The organism is Actinomadura sp. HBU206391, from assembly GCF_014323665.1.
In the GTDB taxonomy this organism is placed as follows: domain Bacteria; phylum Actinomycetota; class Actinomycetes; order Streptosporangiales; family Streptosporangiaceae; genus Actinomadura_C.
Genome location: NZ_JABVEB010000074.1, coordinates 1 through 20,108 on the forward strand (window position 1 = coordinate 1; position 20,108 = coordinate 20,108).

Below are 20,108 nucleotides of genomic sequence, written 5' to 3' on the forward strand. Positions count from 1 at the left end.
GGACGTCGTCACGGGGGGCCGGCCAGGCCGCGTCGGTGTTGTAGCGGTGGTCGACGGTGAATACCGCGAACCCCTGACCGGCGTACCACTGCGCGGTGGCCTTCCAGTCGCTCCTGCTCCCGTTGTTCCAGTAGCCACCGTGCACGATCACGATGCCCGGCTGGGCGCCCTGGGCGGGGGCGGACCAGTAGGCGTCCAGCACCTGGCGGGCATGACTGCCGTAGGCATAGGTGCGCTGCTGCAGTGCGGCGGCGCGGGAGGCGGCTGGCACGATCACCGACAGCGAGAGCAGACAGACGACGAACAACACTGGGCGGAACGCTTTACGCATCGGTACGGGACTCTCCTGAGCGCGTGAATGAGGTGTCGCGGTCGATCAGACAGGCCACAGATGTCACCCCGGATGCCATTACCGGGCGATTCACCAGGTAGATGCGGTAGGGGGTTCTCCTCAGGTCCCGAACGCCCGGTTGCTGTCCGTAGCCACAACAGGACTACCGAAGCGGCAGTCCTGTTGATCATCGATGGATGACGCCCTGGTAGGCGGCACGGTTGACACAGATGGTCAGTGATCTAGATCACAAAATGAAACAAGCTTTCGTATCTTCCCCACTTCTGATCTTCACGTTAAGTTAAGTCGAATTTATGTGGGGTTTATACCAGATAGGGCCTTACGTGATACCTGAATATCGCCCTGCCCGTAAGTGCTTTTTGTCGCCTTTCGGTCGTCCGGATGGCCGGGTCCTTCGGATGGTCGCCATGGCGCTGGCAGTGGTTTTGCTGGCGGGTTTGGCGCACGTCGTGGATGGGGTGGCGTTGGCGCCGAAGGCCTCAGCTGACGAGGTGGTGCCGGCGGTTACCGAGGGCGAGGCGTCCGCGGCCGCGCGTAAGTCGGGTAAGCCGGTGGAGGTCTTGTCGTTTCGCGGGGAGTCGCGTGAGGTGTTCGCCCAGCCCGCTGGTGGTTTCGTGGCGACCGAGCATCAGCGCCCGGTCAGGACTGTGAAGAACGGCAAGTGGGTCAATGCCGACGCCACCCTGCAGAAGGCGCCGGATGGGGCGATCGTGCCGGTCGCCAGTCCTTTGAAGGTGCGGTTGTCGGGTGGGAACGACGCCGAGATGCTGTCGATGACCCGGGGGAGCCGGCGGATGGGGCTGTCGTGGCCCGGCACGCTGCCCGTTCCGGTGCTCGAGGGCGACACCGCCGTCTACACGGCGGTGATGGGTCCTGATGTGGATCTGCGTGTGCGTGCCGAGGTCGACCGGGTGTCTTTTGTTCTGGTGGTGAAGACCCCGGAGGCGGCCAGGGACCCGCGGCTGGCGACGTTGCGGTTCGCATTGTCGGCGCCCGGGCTCGAGGTGTCAGCAGATGAGCGTGGGCATCAACGCGCCATCGACGCGGTGACGGGCGCGGAGGTGTTCTCGGCGCCGCCGCCGAAGATGTGGGATTCCTCGGCCGCCGATACGACCGAGTCGGCGTCGAGCACGGAGCCACGCGCCCGGAACCTGTCGCCGTCGCAGCTGACGAAACTGGCAGCCGCCCCGCAGGACACCTCCCAGTTGGCTCGGGTGGACGTCGATGTCGCCAACGGCGCGATGACGTTGAAGCCCGACCAGGAGATGTTGACCGCACCGGAGACCACGTTCCCGGTGTTCGTGGATCCTTCGTATGACACGCCGGGGGAGTCGGCGCGGTTGATGGTGTCCAGCGGCGGGTGGGAGGCGCCCAACTTCACCGGCGACGAGGGAATGGGCCGTTGCCCGATCAGCCTTCCCAACGGCGCCCGGGATTGCAAGACCTCGCATGTGAAGCGGTTGTTCTATCGGATGCCGACGAGCAAGTTCGTCGGCAAGGAGATCATCTCGGCAGAATTCCAGGTGGAGGAGACCTACGCACCGTCGTGCAGTGGCCGGTCGGTGCGGATCTACCGGACCACGGCGTTCGGCTCGACGTCGACGTGGAATTCCACCTCAGACAACTGGGCCGAGCACATCACCTCCAGGGATGTCGCCAAGGGCTGGAGCTCCGACTGCCCGGACGGTGATGTGATCTTCAATGTGGTCGGGGCGGTGCGGGACGCCGCCAGGTACGGGTGGTCGGCGACCAGCTTCGGGTTGCGCGCCTACGACGAGGACGACCAGTACGCCTGGAAGCGGTTCTCCGCGAACGCCTACCTGCGGGTGCACTACAACGCCCCGCCCCCTCAGCCAAAGACGAGCCAGTTGGTTAGCGATCCTGGCGGTGAATGCGTCAGCTGGGAGAACCCGAAAATGACCAACCGGGCGCCGACGCTGTCAGCCAACAATCTCACCGACCCCGACAGGTCCGGGGTCGAGGGTGAGAAACTTTCGGTGGAGTTCTACGTCGGCTGGACCGACAGCGGTGGAGTGGCTCGCGGCTGGTCCCCGCCGGCGGGGACGGTGAAGAAGGCGTCGGCCTCAGGATCACACAAGTCGACGTTCTCGGTTCAGATCCCCCAGGACGTCCTGCCGCAGCACACAGTGGTGCACTGGCAGGTCCGCGCCTACGACGGGCGGGCGTGGAGCCCGTGGAGTTATGCGGGAAACCAAACGTCTTGCTACTTCATCTATGACCCGGCGGCACCACCGCCTCCGGTTGTCACCTCCACCGCGGCCGACGGATACCTCGAACTCAACCCGGCGGATGAGGCGGCGGTGCCACAGAACGGGGTGGGCCGCTACGGCAAGTTCGATGTGACCTTCGACGCGGACGTGGCCAAGTACGCCTACGCAATCAACACCACCCCCTCACTGGCATCGGCCACGACGCGTACCGCCACCACCGAATCGATCTGGGCGGCTCCGGCACGCTCAGGGGTGAACATCCTTCATGTGAAAGCGTGGGACGCCGCCGAGAACCCTTCCGCAATCGCCATCTACAAGTTCTGGGTCACCGAAGGCGCCCCAGAGAAGGCGCACTGGAAACTCGATGATCCGGCCGGATCGGGTGAGCTGAGGGATTCAGCGCTCAAGGGCGATGGGGAGGCGTCCTACCCTGCTGCCACCTCCGGGACCCTCACCTTGGGAGATGCGGGGCTGGTGGGCACAGCCGGAAAGCTCACCGGGACCGGGTACGCGACCACTTCCGGCAAGGTCCTCGATACCACCAAGAGCTTTTCGGTGTCGGCGTGGGCGAAGCTGTCCAGCAAGGACACCATCCCCGTCATCGCCGGCCAGGAAGGCACCCGCGGAAGCTCATTCGGCCTGTACTACACCGTGAACCGGAAACGTTGGGTGTTCAACATGCAGAACCCCGACACCGACACCCCCACATTGATCGCGGCGGAGTCGACAGCCGACGCCACGATCAACCAATGGACGCACCTGGCCGGTGTCTATGACCATGTCACCAAGCAGATCAGCCTGTATGTCAACGGGAAGTTGCAAGGGGCACCGGTTTCCCAGCCCAACGCTTTCACCGCGAACGGGCCCTTCACCATCGGCCGGTTCAAGTACAAGGGCGGCTACTCCAGCGACCACTACTTCACCGGCAGCCTCGACGACATCCACGTCTACGACCGCATCATCTCCTCCGACGAGGTGCGGACGCTCTACACCATCAAGTCAGAGATCGTCGGCCGGTGGCGACTGAACACCGCCTCCGGAACCCCGCTGACCAGCGCGGACTCCGCGCCGGTGGTGACCAAGCACCCGGTGACCCTCGCCGGCGCGGCCGCCATCAGCACCGATCCCGCGAAGGCGGTAGTCATGCCTGCGGACGGGGCGGCAGGAGCCCTGGATCTCCCGGGAGGTAACGGGGACTACGCGTCTGCGAACGCGGCCGTCGTCGACACAGCGGACAGCTTCACCGTCTCCGCATGGGCGCAGACGGCCGGTACACCGGCTAACTCGATGACGGTGCTGAGCCTCGGCGGTACCGCCAATAGCGCGATCGTCGTGCGCTACGACGCCACCAAGGGCCACTACGTGCTGGACATCCCAGATGAGGACAAGGCAGGGGCGTCCTTCGTGAGCGTGGAGCACTCGGCTTTCCATGAGGGAGGCTTGAACGACTGGGACCACATCGCGGTCGTGTTCGACGGGTTCAACAGCCGCATCACGCTGTATGTGAACGGAATGGCTCAGGAGGCGGCCGAAAGCCCCACTGTTTCGTTCCGTGAACGCACCCGGGTGTTCGCCCCGGTCAGTTCGCTGCAGCTTGGCTCCGCGAGATCTGGGGGTTCCTATCCGGATGTGCAGAACTGGTCTGGTCAGATTGATGACGTGTGGGTGCTGCGCGGCGTCGCAAGCGAGGACGAGATTTTGTACCTGTCAAATCCGGCAGTGGAACTCGACATTCTCTGATCACATTCATGTCGATCCGCGGCCAGTTGGCCGGCGCCGCGGACCCCGCGCTCTCGAGCCGGCCTTTGCTTGACTGTCTGAATTCCCCTGACCTCACCGGATCGGTCATTGACGGTGGCAAGTCTGGTGAGCGGCTATGTGGAGGATGCTGTGAGAACCGGCGGTTTGATCACCCGCACTGGAGCAGGGCGCCTGCGGAGGCACATAGCCGTCGTCACGGCAGTTGTTGTCGGGGTGGGGCTGCTGTCGGCGGTGCCCGCGCAGGCCGATGAGCCTGGGCGCCCGAAGGTGGTGGACACCGATCGGGTGGTGAAAGGCCACGATCTGCCGGCCAAGCGGCGCAAGGTTGATCCGGCGGTCGAGAACCCGGCTCCGGCGGCGAAGGTCGCCTGGCCGAGGGCCGGGACGGCCGAGGTAACGGTCCCCGCCCCGGTCCGGTCTGGGCCGGGCGCGGGCAAGGTCGAACCGGTGCGTGCAGGGAGTCTGCCGGTCTGGGTGACGGCGCCAGGGCAGGGGGCCGGCACCGCCAAGGCGGTGAAAGCTCAGCAGGTCGCGGGCAAGGTCAGGGTTCAGGTCCTGGACCGCACGGCCGCACAGCGCGCCGGGATGAACGGGATGGTGTTCACCGTCGGGCGCACTGACTCCCCCACTGAGGCAGCGAGTGCTGCCGCGGGCAAGGTCGGGGTGCGAGTGGACTATTCAGGGTTCGCGCGGGCGTTCGGCGGGTCCTACGGTTCTCGGCTGCGGCTGGTGCGACTGCCGGCTTGTGCGGTCACGACGCCGAGCGACCCGAGATGTCGGGAGGCCGTTCCGGTGCCGGTTCGCAATGACACCGAGAACAAGGCGCTGATCGCCGATGTGGACGCCGCTCCCGTGGCCGCTGCCGGTAGCGCATCGACCACTTCTGCCACCGCCGTCGGTGGGGCGAGTGTGCTGGCTGCGGTGGCCGGGGAGTCCAGCGACAAGGGTGATTACCAGGCGACGTCGTTGTCGCCGTCGGCCACCTGGCAGGTCAGTGCGCAGTCGGGTGATTTCTCCTGGTCGTATCCGATGCGGGTGCCGCCGGTGCCGGGCGGGCTGGAGCCTAACCTGGCGCTGGGCTACTCCTCCGGAAGCATCGACGGGCGAACGTCGAACACCAACAACCAGTCTTCGTGGGCCGGTGATGGGTTCGAACTGTGGCCTGGCTTCATCGAACGTCGCTACAAGTCCTGTAAGGACGACGGGGCGCCGAAGAACGATGTGGGCATATCCCCGGGGGATCAGTGCTGGGGTTATGACAACGCCACGATGACGCTCGCTGGCAAGGGCGGCGAGCTCATCCCCGACGGCAATGACCGGTGGCGGATGAAGAACGACGATGGCACTCGGATCGAGAAGCTGACCAGCGCCGACACCGCCAACGGTGACAACGACGGGGAGTACTGGAAGGTCACCACCCCTGATGGCACCCGCTATTACTTCGGGCACAACCGTCTGCCTGGGTGGGTTGCGGGGAACCCGGAGACCAAGTCGGCTTGGACGACGCCGGTATTCGGCGACGACGACAACGAGCCATGTAACAAGAGCAGTTTCACGGACTCGTACTGCCAGCAGGCCTACCGGTGGAACCTGGACTACGTGGTCGACCCCAACGGCAACGCGGTCACCTATTACTACACCCAGGAAGGCAACCACTACGGCCGTAACCTCAAGCCAGAGGACGAGACCGCCTACGACCGGGGCGGATGGCTGAACCACGCCGAGTACGGGCTCCGCTCGAACAACCTGTTCCCGGCTAGGGCCCCCGCACGGGTGGACTTCGGGGTCTCTGAGCGGTGCATCCGCGCCACCGCCGCCGACTGTGCCACCGGCAACATCGCCGACCACCCGGAGTACTGGGAGGACGTCCCCTGGGACCTACGGTGCGACTCCGGCCAGGAATGCAAGGACGAGCATGGGGCGGTGTCGCCCACGTTCTGGTCGCGTAAGCGGCTGACCAGCGTCACCACCAAGATCCTCAAAGATGACGGCAGCGACTACCGGCCGGTGGACTCCTGGCAGCTCAAGCACGCCTGGGGCACCGCGGATGCGGACCGGCAGCTACTGCTGGAGTCCATCACCCACACCGGCCAGGCGAGCATTACCGAGGACCCGGTCAGCCTTCCGCCGGTCAGCTTTGTCTACAACGATGAGATGCCGAACCGGGTCGACAAGCTCGGTGACGACGTCGGCCCGTTCATCAAGATGCGGCTCGAGACCATCTACAACGAGACCGGTGGCCAGCTCGACGTCAACTACTCCGACCCTGACTGCACCACCACGAGCCTGCCGGCGCCGGAGAACAACCAGCGCCGGTGCTTTCCAACGTATTGGACCAAGACCAGCGGCGACACTGAACCGACGCGGGACTGGTTCCACAAGTACGTCGTCACGCAGACCGCGCAGACCGACCTGACCGGTGGATCGCCGGACATGGTCACCAACTACGACTACAGCATCGGCAAACCGGCCTGGCACTACGACGACGACGACGGCCTGACCCCTGAGAAGTACAAGACCTGGTCGCAATGGCGTGGCTACAACAAGGTCCGGGTACTGACCGGCGGCACCTCCGGGATGGTGTCACAAACCGACCACTGGTACTTCCAGGGCATGGACGGCGACCGGGCCAGCACCACCGGCGGAGAAAAAGACGTCGAGGTCACTGACGGGGAAAGAGACAGCGCCCCTTACCCCGACCACGAATCCCTTCTTGGCATGGAGGTCCGCACCGTCACCTACGACGGAGTCGACGGGAACGTCGTAACCAAGGCGGTGAAGTCCCCCTGGCATCACCAGACCGCCTCGCGGACCCGCTCCTGGGGCACCGTCACCGCCAATCTCACCGGTGTGAAGACCGCACGGGCGTTGACGGCGCTGGAGGGCGGCGCGTGGCGGGAGGTCCGCACGACCACCAACACCTTCGACACCACCACCGGCGCCCCCCTCGAGGTGGACCACTTCGGCGACTGGGCCGAACCGGACGACGACCGGTGCACCACCACCGACCATGCCACCAACGCCACCGACTGGTTGCTGACCTACCCCAGCCATGTGCGCACTGTCGCCAGGAAATGCGCCGACAACCCGAACCTGTCTGAGGACCTGATCTCCGATGTGCGCACCTACTACGACAACGGAGAACTCGACGCCGCCCCCTCCAAGGGAAATGTCACCAAGACCGAGACGGCCAAGGCTGCTACCGGCAGTACAGTCACCTACCTCGCCGGGCAGGCGACCTACGACGGATACGGGCGGCAGCTGACCTCCACAGACACCGCCAGCGGCACGACCACCACCGTCCACACCGACACCCAGGGGCTGAACACCAAGACGGTGACCACCTCACCACCGGCCAAGGCCGGTGACGCCACCACCGCGATGACCACCATTAAGGAGTTCGACCCGGCATGGGGCAACGCGGTCAAGGAGACCGACGCGGGCGGCAAGAGCACCAACATCGCCTACGACCCGCTCGGCCGCGTGGCCAAGGTATGGGGGCCCAACCGCAACACCAGCCAGCAGCCCGACCGCATCTTCGCCTACCGGATGGTAAAGAACGCGATCGTCGCGGTGACCACCAAAGAACTCAACAACCTCGACGGCCACGACACCTCCCATGAGCTGCTGGACGGGTGGCTACGGCCCCGCCAGAGCCAGGCGCCCGGCCCGGACGGCGGTCGGTTGATCAGCGACACCTTCCACAATCAGATGGGGAAGGTCGATCGCACCTACGCCACCTATTACGCCGCCGACCCCCCCGAAACCACTCTCTTCGGTGTCGGCACCCCGGGTGATGTCGAGACCCAGAACGCCTTCACCTACGACGCCCTCGGCCGCACCACCACCGAGCGGCTGATGGCCGGCAGCAGCGACGCTGGCGAGATCTCACGCACCACCTACAGCTACAGCGGGGACCGCACCACCATCACCCCTCCCGAAGGAGGCACGCCCACCACCACCATCACCGACGCCCACGGCCGCACCACCGAACTACGCCAGCACTGGACCGGTGGCCCGGCCGGGTACGCCTCCACCACCTACCAATACACCCCAGCAGGACAGCTAGCGTCGGTCACCTCACCGGGAAACCAGACCTGGACCCGCACCTACGACCTTCGCGGCCGCAAGATCGAAGCGTCCGATCCAGACACCGGCACCACCAAGTACACCTACGACGACCTTGACCGGCTCACCCAGACCGAGAACGCCCGCGGTAAGAAGATCGGTGTCACCTACGACGGCATCGGCCGCATGACCACCAAGTACGACCAGACCACCGCCAGCCCGGGCACCAAACTCGCCGAGTGGACCTACGACACCGTCCGCAAAGGCCAGCCGGCCACCTCCACCCGCTACGTCGGCACCAACGCCTACACCAGCAAAGTCAACTACATCGACAACCTCAACCGGGTGACCGGCTACACCATCACCCTCCCCACCAGCGAAGGCGCACTCGCGCCCGCAAACGGCTACTTCTTCACCACGCTCTACAACCCAGACGGCACCGTGAAATCCACCGGTGGCCCTGGTGCCGGTGGCCTGTCGGGCGAAACGATCGCCCACACCTACGACAGCCTCGGCCGCCCCACCAAGACAAGCGGCAACCTGTCGAAATATGTGATCGGTACTGACTACAGCAAGACCGGCAAACTGCTGGGCCTGCAGATGGCCACCGCCGACACCGGGGCGAAGAAGACCGACCTCACCTACACCTACGAGCCCGGCACCCAACGCCTCAAGACCGCCACTACCGTCCACGACGGCGCCGCCGGCGTCGACCGCGACGCCACCTACGACTATGACGACGTCGGCAACATCACCCAGATCAAAGATGTCTCCCGCGCCGGCACCGACAACCAGTGCTTCCGCTACGACTACCTCCAGCGCCTCACCGACGCCTGGGCCCAAGGCTCCGCCACCTGCGCCATAAACGCCGCCGCCGCCACTCTCGGTGGACCCGCCCCCTACCGCGTCAACTACGCCTACGACGTCACCGGCAACCGCGAGACAGAGACCCAGTACGCCAACGGCAGCGTGGTCACCACCAGCCGCGAGTACAAGTACGCCGGTGATTCCGGAGTCGGCGCGAGCATCAAGGGACACCGACTCGGCGCGGTTGTCCAGACCGGTACCAGCCCGCGAACCGACACCTACACTTACGACGCCTCCGGTAACACGACCGCACGCACCATCGGCACCAGCACCCAGACACTGGACTGGGGCACCGAGGGTGAGCTGGCCAAGGTCACCGACAGTGCCAAGGGCGAGACGAGCTTCGTCTACACCCCCGGCGGCGACCGGCTGATCCGCCGCGACCCTAGCGGCACTACCTTGTACTTGCCCGGCATGGAGATCCGCCTGGACAAGGGCACCACCACCCCCAAAGCGACTCGCTATTACAGCCACGGCGGACAAGCCGTCGCCATGCGCACCAGCGCTGGCGTCACCTTCCTGGCCGGTGACCACCAGGGAACCGGTGACCTCGCTGTCAACGCCATCACCGGCGCGTTGACCCAGCGACGCTTCGGCCCCTTCGGCCAAGACCGCGGCACCCCCACCGGCACCTGGCCAGGAGAGAAAGGCTTCGTCGGCGGCACCATCGACGCCTCGACCGGCCTCACCCACCTCGGCGCCCGCGAGTACGACCCCGCAACCGGCCGCTTCACCTCCGTCGACCCCGTCTTCAACCCCGATAACCCGCAACAGATCAACGGCTACACCTACGCGCAGAACAATCCGGTCACCGACAGTGATCCCTCGGGGCTCTGCTCTCCCCTGGCGGGTTGCCCGACCAACCCCGGATTGGACTGCGCTCCGTCCTGTGGCTACGACGACGGAGGCGACGCCGGTGTACCCGGTGGCAGCTTCACACCCCCGGTAAACAAGTCTTGTAACTGGTTCTGCAACACCATCGGTGGACTGTTGAGTGCCGGAGCCAACGAGACCCTCGGCCCCATTAAAGACTTCAGTGCGGACCTCGTCGAAGGAATGCTCAAACTAGGCTGCCCCCCCACGCCAACCGGATGCCAGGGAGCCATCGAAAATGCTGGCAATAAAAGTGGAATCCGAAACGACATCCACATCTTGGGCGACGAAAACAGTAAAACGTACCGATACTCGAAATTCCTCGCAGAATGGGCCCCTGTCATTCTTGGCGGAGCCGCAGGCATACGACAACTGTCTAAACTGGCCCTAAGGCTCGCTGCCAGACGTGCTGCCAAAAAAGCACCATCAATAAAGCCCAGGCCGGTGCCGGTAAACAAGGATCCCGCTCCAGGGCCCGGATGCGTAAACAGCTTTGTACCTGGGACCAAGATCCTACTCGCCGGCGGAACTCACAAACCAATTGAAGACGTCAACATAGGCGACAAAGTCCTCGCCACCAATCCCGAGACCGGCGAGAGCGAGGCAAAGGAGGTCTTGGCGACCATCACTGGCGATGGTCAAAAGAACCTGGTTGAGGTAAGCGTCGACATCGACGGCAAGCGCGGCAACAGGACCGGACTGGTGATCGCCACTGACGGCCACCCCTTCTGGGTCGCCGGCCACCTGAAGAAGTGGATCAAGGCCGCTGACCTCAAACCGGATATGTGGCTCCGCACCAGCGCCGGCACCCACGTACAGATCACCGCGACCAAAACCTGGACCCAGCACCAGCAGGTCCACAACCTCACCGTCGACGACATCCACACGTACTACGTAGAAGTCGAGGACACGCCCGTCCTCGTCCACAATTGTGGTAATACACCCCCCGGTGTGACGTGTAATTGCGCTCCCGGTACCGGTACGGGGCCATCTGATGCTCCCATAAGGGCTATTGGCCCTTGGACTCGAGCGGATATTGGCAGAGGTACACGCGGCCTGCGTCCTAACCAACTCGGAGACAGGCTAGAGATACACCACGCTGACCAGATGCCTGGTTCTGCAATTCATGAACTTGATCAAGTTGTGCATCGAGGTGCTGGCACCGACCTGCATAGGAATACATGGAATCAAGGTGTTACGAACGAGATGCGCTCAGAAGATACTCAACTGCACTGGTGGTATCGTTCACAGGAGCAGGGGTGGGGGCTCTGGAGCCCTCAGGCATGGTTTGATAACTGGCCTGGATGATTGCTGGATGACGGGAGGTCGGTCGTGGAGTTCCAAGAGTTCGAGGTGGTCTTGCAGGCGGCCCGCGCGGAGCGACTTGGGAGTGATTACCCTGAGGAGTTTCAGCTCTTCGACTTTTGGCGCGCAACTGATTCGGATCTTCGGCAGGCGGAGTCTGAGTTGGGTGTCCAGCTCCCAGAGAAGTACAAGGAATTCATGCGGCGCCATGGAGGTGGTGTCTTCATGTTCTTGGATCTACTTCCTGTGGTCTCCCCAGACGGTCGTGCAGAGGACCTAGTTATGGTTAACAAGGGAGAGTTCCGGGAGGCAGGCTTTGTTGCTGTTTCTCCCGTTGGTACTGGTGACTGGTGGGGCTTCTCGCTCTCCGACGGCGTGTGCGGGGACACGGTTGATTTCTTGGATCACGAGGATGGAGGTATAACTCCTTCTTTTGCTGACTTCCTTGATTTTCTCACTCAGAAAGGTCTCCGGGTGGATATCCAAGCTTAGTGCCGCGCCGAGCTCGGCGCGAGGAAAAGCCAAGAGCGGCACCTGAGCGGCTATCCAGGGGACTATGCCGCCCGGGGGTTCAGGATCCCGGGGGAGAGTCCGCCGAGTCCTGGGCCAACGAGGTGTCTGGAAGTTGCCGTACATAGCCGCAGGGCCCGGCACCGAGCTCGTTGGCGAGGTGCTCGGCGGCCGCCTCCTGTGCGCCCTGGACCGCGAGCGCGTCGGCGCGGTCGTTGTTGTCGGGATTCCGCGAATGGCCCTTGACCCTGCCCTTGCCGAAAATCTCATCCGGCCAGGTGAAAGCTCTGGAGTCGGTTTGCCGGGTCCCTGGCATGGTGCCTCCGGCTGAACAGGTCGGAGTGGTCACGCGGCAAGCGGTCAACTCGGAATGATGATCCGCTGTGCTGTTGAGACTGGCCTACCTGACTGTGACGAACACGTTTGCGGTGCTGCGCCTGCTACCGATGAGCGACCGGGAGAGGGACATCGAGATCCTGGCTCTGCGCCATCAGATCGTGGTGCTGGAGCGGCAGTTGGGCAAGGGGAAGGTGCGGTTCACCCCGAGCGACCGGGCCTTCCTCGCGTGTGGGATGCGGAAACCGGGTTCAGGGACCTGACCTGCGGCGCGGTCGGGGCATGGTCGGGTAGCGGGCATCCTCGCTCTTGTGTCTTGGTCTCTGCTTTACCTCCTGATCCGTCGCATCCTCCAACTCGTGGTGTTGTTCGGTCGTGGTGATCGCGCCAAGGAGATCGAGATCCTCGTACTTCGGCATCAGGTCGCCGTACTGCGCCGTCAGGTCGACCGGCCTGATCTGAGCGATGGGGATCGGGTCCTGATGACCGCTCTGTCGCGGTTGCTGCCTCGGTCATCGTGGAAGAGCTTCTTCGTGACTCCGGCAACGTTGCTGCGCTGGCACCGCCGTCTGATCCACCGCAGGTGGACGTACCCGCGCAGAAGTCCGGGCCGTCCCTCAACCCGGAAGGACATCCGTGACGCAGTGTTGCGGCTGGCTCGTGAGAACCCGACCTGGGGCTATCAGCGGATCAGCGGTGAACTCGCCGGGGTCGGCGTCCGGGTGCCACCCAGCACCGTGCGCGACATCCTCAAACGCGCTGGCATGGATCCCGCTCCACGGCGCAACGGCCCGAGTTGGGGGCAGTTCCTGGCAGCGCAGGCCGAGGGGATCATCGCCTGCGACCTGTTCCACGTCGACACGGTCTTCCTCAAGCGGATCTACGTGCTGTTCTTCATCGAGCACGCCACCAGGCTCGTGCACGTCGCCGGCACGACCGCGAATCCGACCGGGGCGTGGGTCGCTCAGCAGGCCAGGAATCTGGTCGTGGACCTGGGCGATAGGGCTGGGCATCTGAAGTTCCTCATCCGGGACCGCGATGCGAAGTTCACCGGAGTCTTTGATGAGGTGTTCACCTCGCTCGGTGTTCGGGTGATCCGGAGCCCGGTCCGTGCGCCGCGGGCGAATGCGATCGCCGAACGGTGGGTCGGGACCGTCCGGAGGGAATGCACCGACCGGCTGCTGATCTACAACGAACGTCATCTTCGCCGGGTGCTCACCGCTTACGAGCGTCACTACAACACCCACCGCCCGCACCGAGCGCGAGACCGGCGTCCGCCCCAACCGCTACTGGCGGCTCCGGCCGATCTGAATCACGTCTACCTCAAGCGCCGCCAAGCCGTTGACGGCCTGATCAGCGAGTACCGGAACGCTGCATAGCCCACGCGAGAAGCCGCAGGTCAGAACCAGAACCGGGTTTTCGCACCCCATACGCTGCACCCGGCGTATGTGACCGAGCAGTTCGAGCAGCTCGCCATGGAAGCCGGCCTGCCACCCATCCGCCTGCACGACCTGCGGCACGGCGCAGCCACGATCTTGCTCCGCGCCGGACACGACATGAAAGTCGTCCAGGAGACCCTTGGCTTGTCTTCAATCACCATCGCCTCCGACACCTACACTTCGGTGCTGCCCGACCTGGCACGTGAGTCCGCCGAAGACGCCGCTGCCATCATCGTGAACGCGGGCAAACGCAGGCAGCGGCCTCGCGCACTCAAGCCTGTCCCACCCGGGGACGGCAACCCCAGGGGCACGACCGAGGCAGCGTCATGACCGCTCGCGTGGTTGATAGCGTGGCGGCGGTGCCGATCTCGCTGATGCCTTTGAGCCCATCGGTGTGCCGGAGATAGTCGTTCTCAGGCTGGACCAAGATCCTTCAGCGACCCGCGTCTCTGCGCTGCCATCGTCGACCGTCTCACCTTCGGCGGCAACATCATCCAGACCGGTACCGACTTCTACCGCCTCGCCCAGGCCCGACAAGAGGCTATGACACCCTGATCACCAGGACACTCACTCAGAGATCGGGGGACGAGGTGAGGATCCTATTCTTCCCACCAACCGGTGAAGTTGATCTGTCGGCCGACCACACTGAACTTACCGGCCTGGCGTTTCTCGTGGCGTCCGGCCCCGGGATGTCGATCAGCGTGGCGGAAGCCGCTGACGGTGGTCACTTTCACATCGAGCACTACCCCGGTCACCCTTACATCGGTGAGGGGTCCTTGCCTCTCGTGGTCAACAGCCCACACGGCGGCATGCCCGTCCAGTAGCTCCAGGATGGGGCCACTTCAAGCCGCCCCGCTGGCCCCGAAAGGTCTCCAGGTGGGGCCAGCTCAAGCCGCCCTACTGGAGCAGTTGGAAGCCGTCATAGCCAACCGGTCGTACTGCAGTTCGGCGTGCACTCATTGCGGATGGCGCGGGCAGGCTTCGAGCTGGTTCGGCCGGCTCTCGCGGCGGCCTGTTCCAGCAGGTCGAGCGCGGTGACGTGTCGGCACCATGATGCATGCTCTGGATAGCCAGCGGTTGTAGGCGCCCTGGGCGGTGGCCTTGGCCAGGATCCGCCTCCCCCTCCGCACGCGGTCGGGGGTGGACCGCGTGCCGGTCCCAGGTGGCCCGCCGCCCAGGGCGCAGGCTATGAACGCTCGACTTGATCCTTCGGGTCAAGTCACGTTGATGGGACCCGCTGTGGCCGGAACGTCGCGCGGTCCGTTGCGGAGTTACCGCGCCGCTACTGGAATCGTTGCGAGACATGATGAGGTGGAGACTTGAGTGGGAGGGGTTGATCGATTGGCCATGCTGCCCTGGGCGTCCTGACTTGATCTTCAATCGGATGGTGCTGACGGCCCCGGAAGGCTGATTCCGACGACGTGTGGCGACAAGATCACGACAGGCGAGCAACCAACGAGCAACCACGGGTCGCAAACCACCCTGAAACGACAACTGGGCATCCTCATGATCATTGAGAATGCCCAGGTCAGACGGGGTGCGCCGTCAGGGACTTGAACCCCGAACCCGCAGATTAAGAGTCTGCTGCTCTGCCAATTGAGCTAACGGCGCCTGTCGCTCGGAGGCTTGGCTCTCTCGCGACCGATGGAACTGTATCAGCCATCAGCGACGGGTGCGAATCGTTTGATCCCGCTCAGCTCCATGGTGTCTGACCTGTGCCGACATACCTAATGATCTTGGTTCCGCGGCCCCTGTCGCGCCCGCTCGGCACCCCCCGCGCGAGTCGGGCCAATCCGCTCGCCGTCCGGCTGCGAATAGCTGAGGGGAGCTCGCGGAAGGCGCGGGCCGGAAGGGGACCATGATGCCGAGACGCATACCGGCAAGGAAGAGAGTCGCTGTGCTGGTCGCCGCGGGGGCGGCGCTGCTCGCGGGAGGATCCGCGGGGCTCGCGCCGATGCAGGCGACAGCGTCCAGCCACCGGGAGGCGCCGATCATCTCTGGACAGCCTCAGTACGACAACACCGACGTGTACGCGTTCGTCAGTCCGGACCGGCCTGACACCACGACCCTGGTTGCCGACTTCATCCCGTTCCAGGAACCGGCCGGGGGGCCCAACTTCTACAAGTTCGCCCAGGACGCGCGCTACGAGATCAACGTGGACAACGACGGCGACTCGCTGCCCGAGTTCACCTACCGCTTCACGTTCAAGGACCACTACCGCAACCGCAACACCTTCCTCTACAACACCGGCCCGGTGACGAGCCTCGACGATCCGGACCTCAACTTCCGGCAGACCTACGATCTGACGCTGATCCAGCGCAGGGCCGGTGCCGTGGTGAACGTCAGGACGCTGGTCAGCGGGGCCTCCGTGGCACCGTCGCACGTCGGCAAGGCCTCGATCCCCGACTACAAGACCCTGCGCGACCAGGCGATCAAGAAGCTGCCCAGCGGCCTGCAGACCTATGCCGGTCAGGCCGACGACCCGTTCTTCCTGGATCTGAGGGTCTTCGACCTGCTGTACGGCGGCGACCTGTCCGAGGTGGGCAACGACACCCTGCGCGGCTACAACGTCAACACGATCGCGCTGCAGGTCCCCACGCAACAGCTGATCAAAGCCGGTCAGCCGATCATCGGCGTCTACTCGGCGGTGCAGCGTCGCAACGCGGCCGGCGTCTACACCCAGGTGTCCCGGCTCGGCATGCCACTGGTCAACGAGGTGGTCATCCCGCTCAGGGACAAGGACAAGTTCAACGCCTCCGTTCCCTGGTACGACGCGCAGTTCGGAAAGTACGTCACCGACCCGGAGCTGCCTCGCCTGATCCAGGGCGTCTACAAGATCCCCGCTCCGCCGGCGCCGCGCAAGGATCTGGTGTCGGTCTTCCTCACCGGCGTGCCGAAGCTCAATCAGCCGCCGGGGGTACGGCCTGCGGAGCTGATGCGCCTCAACACCTCGATCCCGCCGAGCAGCAGCCCCAAGCGGCTTGGCGTGCTCGACGGCGACAACGCCGGATACCCGAACGGCAGGCGGCTCACCGACGATGTCGTCGACATCTCGCTGCAGGTCGTCGAGGGGGAACTGGTCGGCAAGAAGAACGATCTGGGCGACGGCGTCAACGCGGGCGACGTGGCGCTCTCGCGGAGCTTCCCGTACGTCGGGCTGCCGACATCGGGATCGGCCGTCCGGGGCGGTAAGGCCGCCCAGGGCAAGGGCGTCTCGACCACCCAGCTCAACGCGGGCAACACGGCCGCCGAGTCTCCTGACACCGGCGGCCTTCCGGTCGTGCCGATCATCGCCCTCACGGCGGGGGCGGCATTCCTGACCGGCGGCTTCCTGATGTGGTTCCGCCGCAGCAGGTCAGGGTCCCTGTGACCGACAGCACCGGCCCGGCCGTTCGCGGCCGGGCCGGCCACCCGGTGAGGGGTGTCATGCGACGTCTCCTGAGCGGTGCCCTGGCGCTCGGTCTGGCCGTGGGGCTCACCCTGGCCTCCGCCGTCATGTTCGACCGGCGCTTCTCGGCCGCCCCTGAGCCCGACACGGCCATGGCGGCCGGTCTCGACGAGGTGCCGGGTGGATCGCTGCGGCAGAGCGTCACCCGGCTTCAGGCGCACCTGCGCGCTCAGCCGCGGGACGCGTCCGCGTGGGCGGCCCTCGGCCTGGCCTATGTCGAGCAGGCCCGGGTGACGGCGGACCCGTCCTACTATCCGAAGGCCGAGGGCGTGCTGGAACGCTCGCTCAGGGTGCGGCCCCAGCACAACGAGGCGGCGCTGAGCGGGAAGGCCGCCCTGGCCGCCGCCCGGCACGATTTCACCACCGCGCTGCGCCTCGCCGACCAGGCCCTCGCCATCGACGCGTACGGCCTGCCCGCGCACGCCGTTCGCGTCGACGCCCTGGTCGAGCTCGGGCGTTATCAGGAGGCCTACGCCGCCGTCCGCCGTGCCGACTCGCTACGACCCGGGGTGCCGATCTTCACGCGGTACGCCTATGTGCTGGAGCTGCGAGGGCGACCCGACGCCGCGCGCAAGGTGCTGGAGCGCGCTGCGCGATCGGCCGCGGACCCCGGTGACGTCGCCTACGTGGCGACGCAGCTCGGGGAGCTCGCCTGGAACCGCGGTGATCACCGCAAGGCCGGGGCGCACTACGCCGCCGCGCTGCGCGCCGACCCGTCGTACGTCCCGGCCATGGACGGCCGGGCACGCGCACGGGCCGCAGGCGGCGACCTCGACGGGGCGATCGGCGACCGGGTCGCGCTGGTCGGCCGGGTCCCGCTGCCGTCGTACGTCGTCGCGCTCGGGGAGCTGTACGACAGGCGCGGGCAGAACGGCAAGGCGCGTGAGCAGTACGCCCTCGTCGGCACGTGGGACGCTCTGGCCCGGGCCGGGGGAGTCGTGACCGACCTGGACACGGCGCTGGTGTCGGCCGATCACGGCGACCGCGCCGAGGCGCTGCGGGCCGCACGGGCCGAGTGGCGACGGCGGTGCGGGTCGGCGTCGCCGGGCAGGCCCGGGGAGGCCACGCGGTGCAGCGTGCACGTCGCCGACGCGCTCGCGTGGGCCCTGCATGTGAACGGGCGGGACAGGGAGGCGCTCGGCTACGCGCGCATGGCCACCGGTACGGGCTATCGCAACGCCCTCTTCCGCTATCACCGGGGGATGATCGAGAAGTCGCTCGGTCAGCGCACGGAGGCCCGCCGGAGCCTCAGCGGGGCGCTCCGGCTCAACCCGCACTTCTCCGAGCTGCACGCGCCCAAGGCCCGGGAGGCTCTGAGATGAGCCGGCTCTTCGGCACCGTCGCCACGATCGCCGTGGGGGTGATGCTCGCGCTGGTCGCGGCGACCCCTGCCGCCATCGCGGCTCCCGCCCCTGGCCGGGCTCAGGTCCTCGGCGCCGCGCCGGTGCGCCACCCGCTCGGCAACTTCTCGGTGAACAGCCATGACGGGCTGGTCGTGACGGCCGACCGGGTTCTCATCGATCACGTACAGGACCTCGCCGAGATTCCCACCGCTCAGGCCCGGCCGCGGATCGACGCCGAGGGGATGCCCGCCTGGGCGGCCCGGCGATGCGGGGCGGCCGCCGCCGCGATGCGGGTCACCGTGGACGGACGCCGGGTCACGCCGATGTCGCGCTCTTCCACGGTGCTGGTGCGGCCGGGCCAGGCGGGGCTGTCGACCCTGCACGTCGAGTGCCGGATCGAGGTGATGGCCGACGCCCGGAAGTCGATCGTCTTCCGTGACGACAGCGTCGCCGGGACGGTCGGCTGGCATGAGGTAACGGCACGCGGCGACCGGATGACGCTGACCGCCTCGGACGTGCCGCCGACGTCGCGCAGCGGTCGGCTGACCCGCTATCCGGCGGACCTGCTGTCGGCCCCGATCGATCAACGCGGCGCCGACCTGCGCGTGAGGGCCGGCGGTCCGCCGCTGTCCGACACGGGCAACGCCCCGGGCAATGCCCCGAGCACCGGCACTGGCACTGGCACGAGCGGTGGTGCCGACAGGGGAGCGGGCGCCGCCGGCGCTCCGGCGGGCGCACTGCCGCTGGGAGCAGACCGGCTGACCGGGGCGTTCACCGACCTGGTGGCACAGCACCGGCTCACTCCCGGATTCGCCGCTCTCGCGCTGCTCATCGCACTCGTCCTGGGTGCTCTGCACGCCCTGGCGCCGGGGCACGGCAAGACGATCATGGCCGCCTATGCCGCCGGGCATGGGCGGCGGGTCCGCCGCGACGTCCTCACGCTGGGCCTGACGGTGACGGTGACGCACACCGCCGGAGTGCTGGTGCTCGGCCTCATGGTGGCGACGGGATCGGCTCTGGCGCCCGCCTCGATCTATCCGTGGCTCGGGATCGCCAGTGGCGTCCTGGTGACCGTGGCCGGGCTGACGCTGCTCCGCCGGGCGGTGCGAGCAGTCCGGCGTCGCGAGCACGCTCATGGACACGGGCATGGGCACGGGCACGGGCACGGACATGGGCACGGGCATTCACACGCACACGGGCACGGGCCTGCTCCGGCCGACGGAGCCGAGCGCCGGCCGGCCGGGGCCGCGCTGATGGGCTTCGCGGGCGGTCTCGTGCCGAGCCCGTCGGCGGTGCTCGTCCTGGTCGGCGCCGCCGCCCTCGGCCAGGCGTGGTTCGGCGTCGTCCTGGTTTTCTCCTACGGAGCCGGACTCGCCGTTACCCTCGTTCTGATCGGGCTCCTCGTGGTGGGCTCCGGGCGGGTCCTCGCCCGCCGGCTGACCGCGCACAAGGGTCTCCTTGATCGTTCACCGCTTCCGGTCGGCACCGCGGTCCTGGTCGTCCTGCTGGGCGTCGGGCTCGCGCTGCGCAACCTTCCGACGGCGATCGGCTGATCACCGCGGATCCAGTCCAGCA

General features: G+C 66.1%; 12 protein-coding genes and 1 tRNA gene. 9 read left to right on the forward strand and 4 right to left on the reverse strand.

Going from position 1 to position 20,108, the window contains the following annotated elements:
- A partial coding sequence (locus tag HKK72_RS21135; RefSeq protein WP_410050326.1) for an alpha/beta hydrolase occupies positions 1 to 331 on the reverse strand: 331 nt, incomplete at its 3' end.
- Between the two features lie 428 nt (positions 332 to 759).
- Between HKK72_RS21135 and HKK72_RS21140 the strand changes: the two genes are divergently transcribed.
- The 3 genes from HKK72_RS21140 to HKK72_RS21150 all read left to right on the forward strand — a co-directional run bounded on the left by HKK72_RS21140 (position 760) and on the right by HKK72_RS21150 (position 11,949).
- Positions 760 to 4,323 carry a LamG-like jellyroll fold domain-containing protein gene (locus tag HKK72_RS21140; RefSeq protein WP_187236136.1) on the forward strand — a complete coding sequence of 1,188 codons (3,564 nt, stop codon included), beginning with the start codon at positions 760 to 762 and terminating at the stop codon, positions 4,321 to 4,323.
- A 126-nt stretch (positions 4,324 to 4,449) separates the two neighbouring features.
- Entirely contained in the window at positions 4,450 to 11,460 is a 7,011-nt protein-coding gene (locus HKK72_RS42280) for a polymorphic toxin-type HINT domain-containing protein (RefSeq protein WP_187236137.1), read from the forward strand.
- A gap of 24 nt (positions 11,461 to 11,484) precedes the next feature.
- Entirely contained in the window at positions 11,485 to 11,949 is a 465-nt protein-coding gene (locus HKK72_RS21150) for an SMI1/KNR4 family protein (protein ID WP_187236138.1), read from the forward strand.
- A gap of 79 nt (positions 11,950 to 12,028) precedes the next feature.
- On the opposite strand, the gene HKK72_RS21155 is transcribed toward HKK72_RS21150, so the two are convergent.
- On the reverse strand, positions 12,029 to 12,283 hold the full coding sequence (locus tag HKK72_RS21155) for a hypothetical protein (RefSeq protein ID WP_187236139.1): 255 nt from the start codon (positions 12,281 to 12,283) through the stop codon (positions 12,029 to 12,031).
- 94 nt (positions 12,284 to 12,377) lie between these two features.
- Here HKK72_RS21155 and HKK72_RS21160 point away from each other — a divergent pair, with 94 nt between their 5' ends.
- From HKK72_RS21160 to HKK72_RS21170, 3 genes are all read left to right on the forward strand, one after another.
- Complete coding sequence (locus HKK72_RS21160; protein ID WP_222720950.1) at positions 12,378 to 12,566, forward strand: hypothetical protein; 189 nt, start codon at positions 12,378 to 12,380, stop codon at positions 12,564 to 12,566.
- A gap of 96 nt (positions 12,567 to 12,662) precedes the next feature.
- Positions 12,663 to 13,682 (forward strand): integrase core domain-containing protein, encoded by a 1,020-nt coding sequence (locus HKK72_RS21165; RefSeq protein ID WP_222720951.1) that lies wholly within the window; start codon positions 12,663 to 12,665, stop codon positions 13,680 to 13,682.
- A gap of 54 nt (positions 13,683 to 13,736) precedes the next feature.
- The gene (locus HKK72_RS21170) at positions 13,737 to 14,072 is read left to right on the forward strand and encodes a tyrosine-type recombinase/integrase (protein ID WP_261987032.1); all 336 of its coding nucleotides are present in this window, start codon (positions 13,737 to 13,739) and stop codon (positions 14,070 to 14,072) included.
- 269 nt (positions 14,073 to 14,341) lie between these two features.
- On the opposite strand, the gene HKK72_RS21175 is transcribed toward HKK72_RS21170, so the two are convergent.
- Together HKK72_RS21175 and HKK72_RS21180 are read right to left on the reverse strand one after the other, a co-directional pair.
- Positions 14,342 to 14,497, reverse strand: a complete 156-nt coding sequence (locus tag HKK72_RS21175; protein ID WP_187236142.1) for a hypothetical protein — start codon at positions 14,495 to 14,497, stop codon at positions 14,342 to 14,344.
- Between the two features lie 783 nt (positions 14,498 to 15,280).
- A tRNA-Lys gene (locus HKK72_RS21180) sits at positions 15,281 to 15,353 on the reverse strand.
- Between the two features lie 286 nt (positions 15,354 to 15,639).
- On the opposite strand from HKK72_RS21180, the gene HKK72_RS21185 reads away from it, so the two are divergent.
- The 3 genes from HKK72_RS21185 to HKK72_RS21195 are packed head-to-tail and all read left to right on the forward strand — an operon-like array spanning position 15,640 to position 20,086.
- Complete coding sequence (locus tag HKK72_RS21185; protein ID WP_315987366.1) at positions 15,640 to 17,112, forward strand: DUF4331 domain-containing protein; 1,473 nt, start codon at positions 15,640 to 15,642, stop codon at positions 17,110 to 17,112.
- Between the two features lie 56 nt (positions 17,113 to 17,168).
- Positions 17,169 to 18,512: a tetratricopeptide repeat protein gene (locus tag HKK72_RS21190; protein WP_222720952.1), complete on the forward strand. Its 1,344-nt coding sequence runs from the start codon at positions 17,169 to 17,171 to the stop codon at positions 18,510 to 18,512.
- The gene (locus HKK72_RS21195) at positions 18,509 to 20,086 is read left to right on the forward strand and encodes a High-affinity nickel-transporter (RefSeq protein ID WP_222720953.1); all 1,578 of its coding nucleotides are present in this window, start codon (positions 18,509 to 18,511) and stop codon (positions 20,084 to 20,086) included. Before HKK72_RS21190 ends, HKK72_RS21195 begins: the two co-directional genes overlap by 4 nt.
- Positions 20,087 to 20,108: the final 22 nt, after the last annotated feature.

Excerpts from the sequence above, each read along its gene's own strand:
- HKK72_RS21190 (WP_222720952.1), top strand. The coding sequence starts at position 17,169 with ATGCGACGTCTCCTGAGCGGTGCCCTGGCGCTCGGTCTGGCCGTGGGG.
- HKK72_RS21155 (WP_187236139.1), bottom strand. The coding sequence starts at position 12,283 with ATGCCAGGGACCCGGCAAACCGACTCCAGAGCTTTCACCTGGCCGGAT.
- HKK72_RS21140 (WP_187236136.1), top strand. The coding sequence starts at position 760 with ATGGCGCTGGCAGTGGTTTTGCTGGCGGGTTTGGCGCACGTCGTGGAT.
- HKK72_RS21195 (WP_222720953.1), top strand. The coding sequence starts at position 18,509 with ATGAGCCGGCTCTTCGGCACCGTCGCCACGATCGCCGTGGGGGTGATG.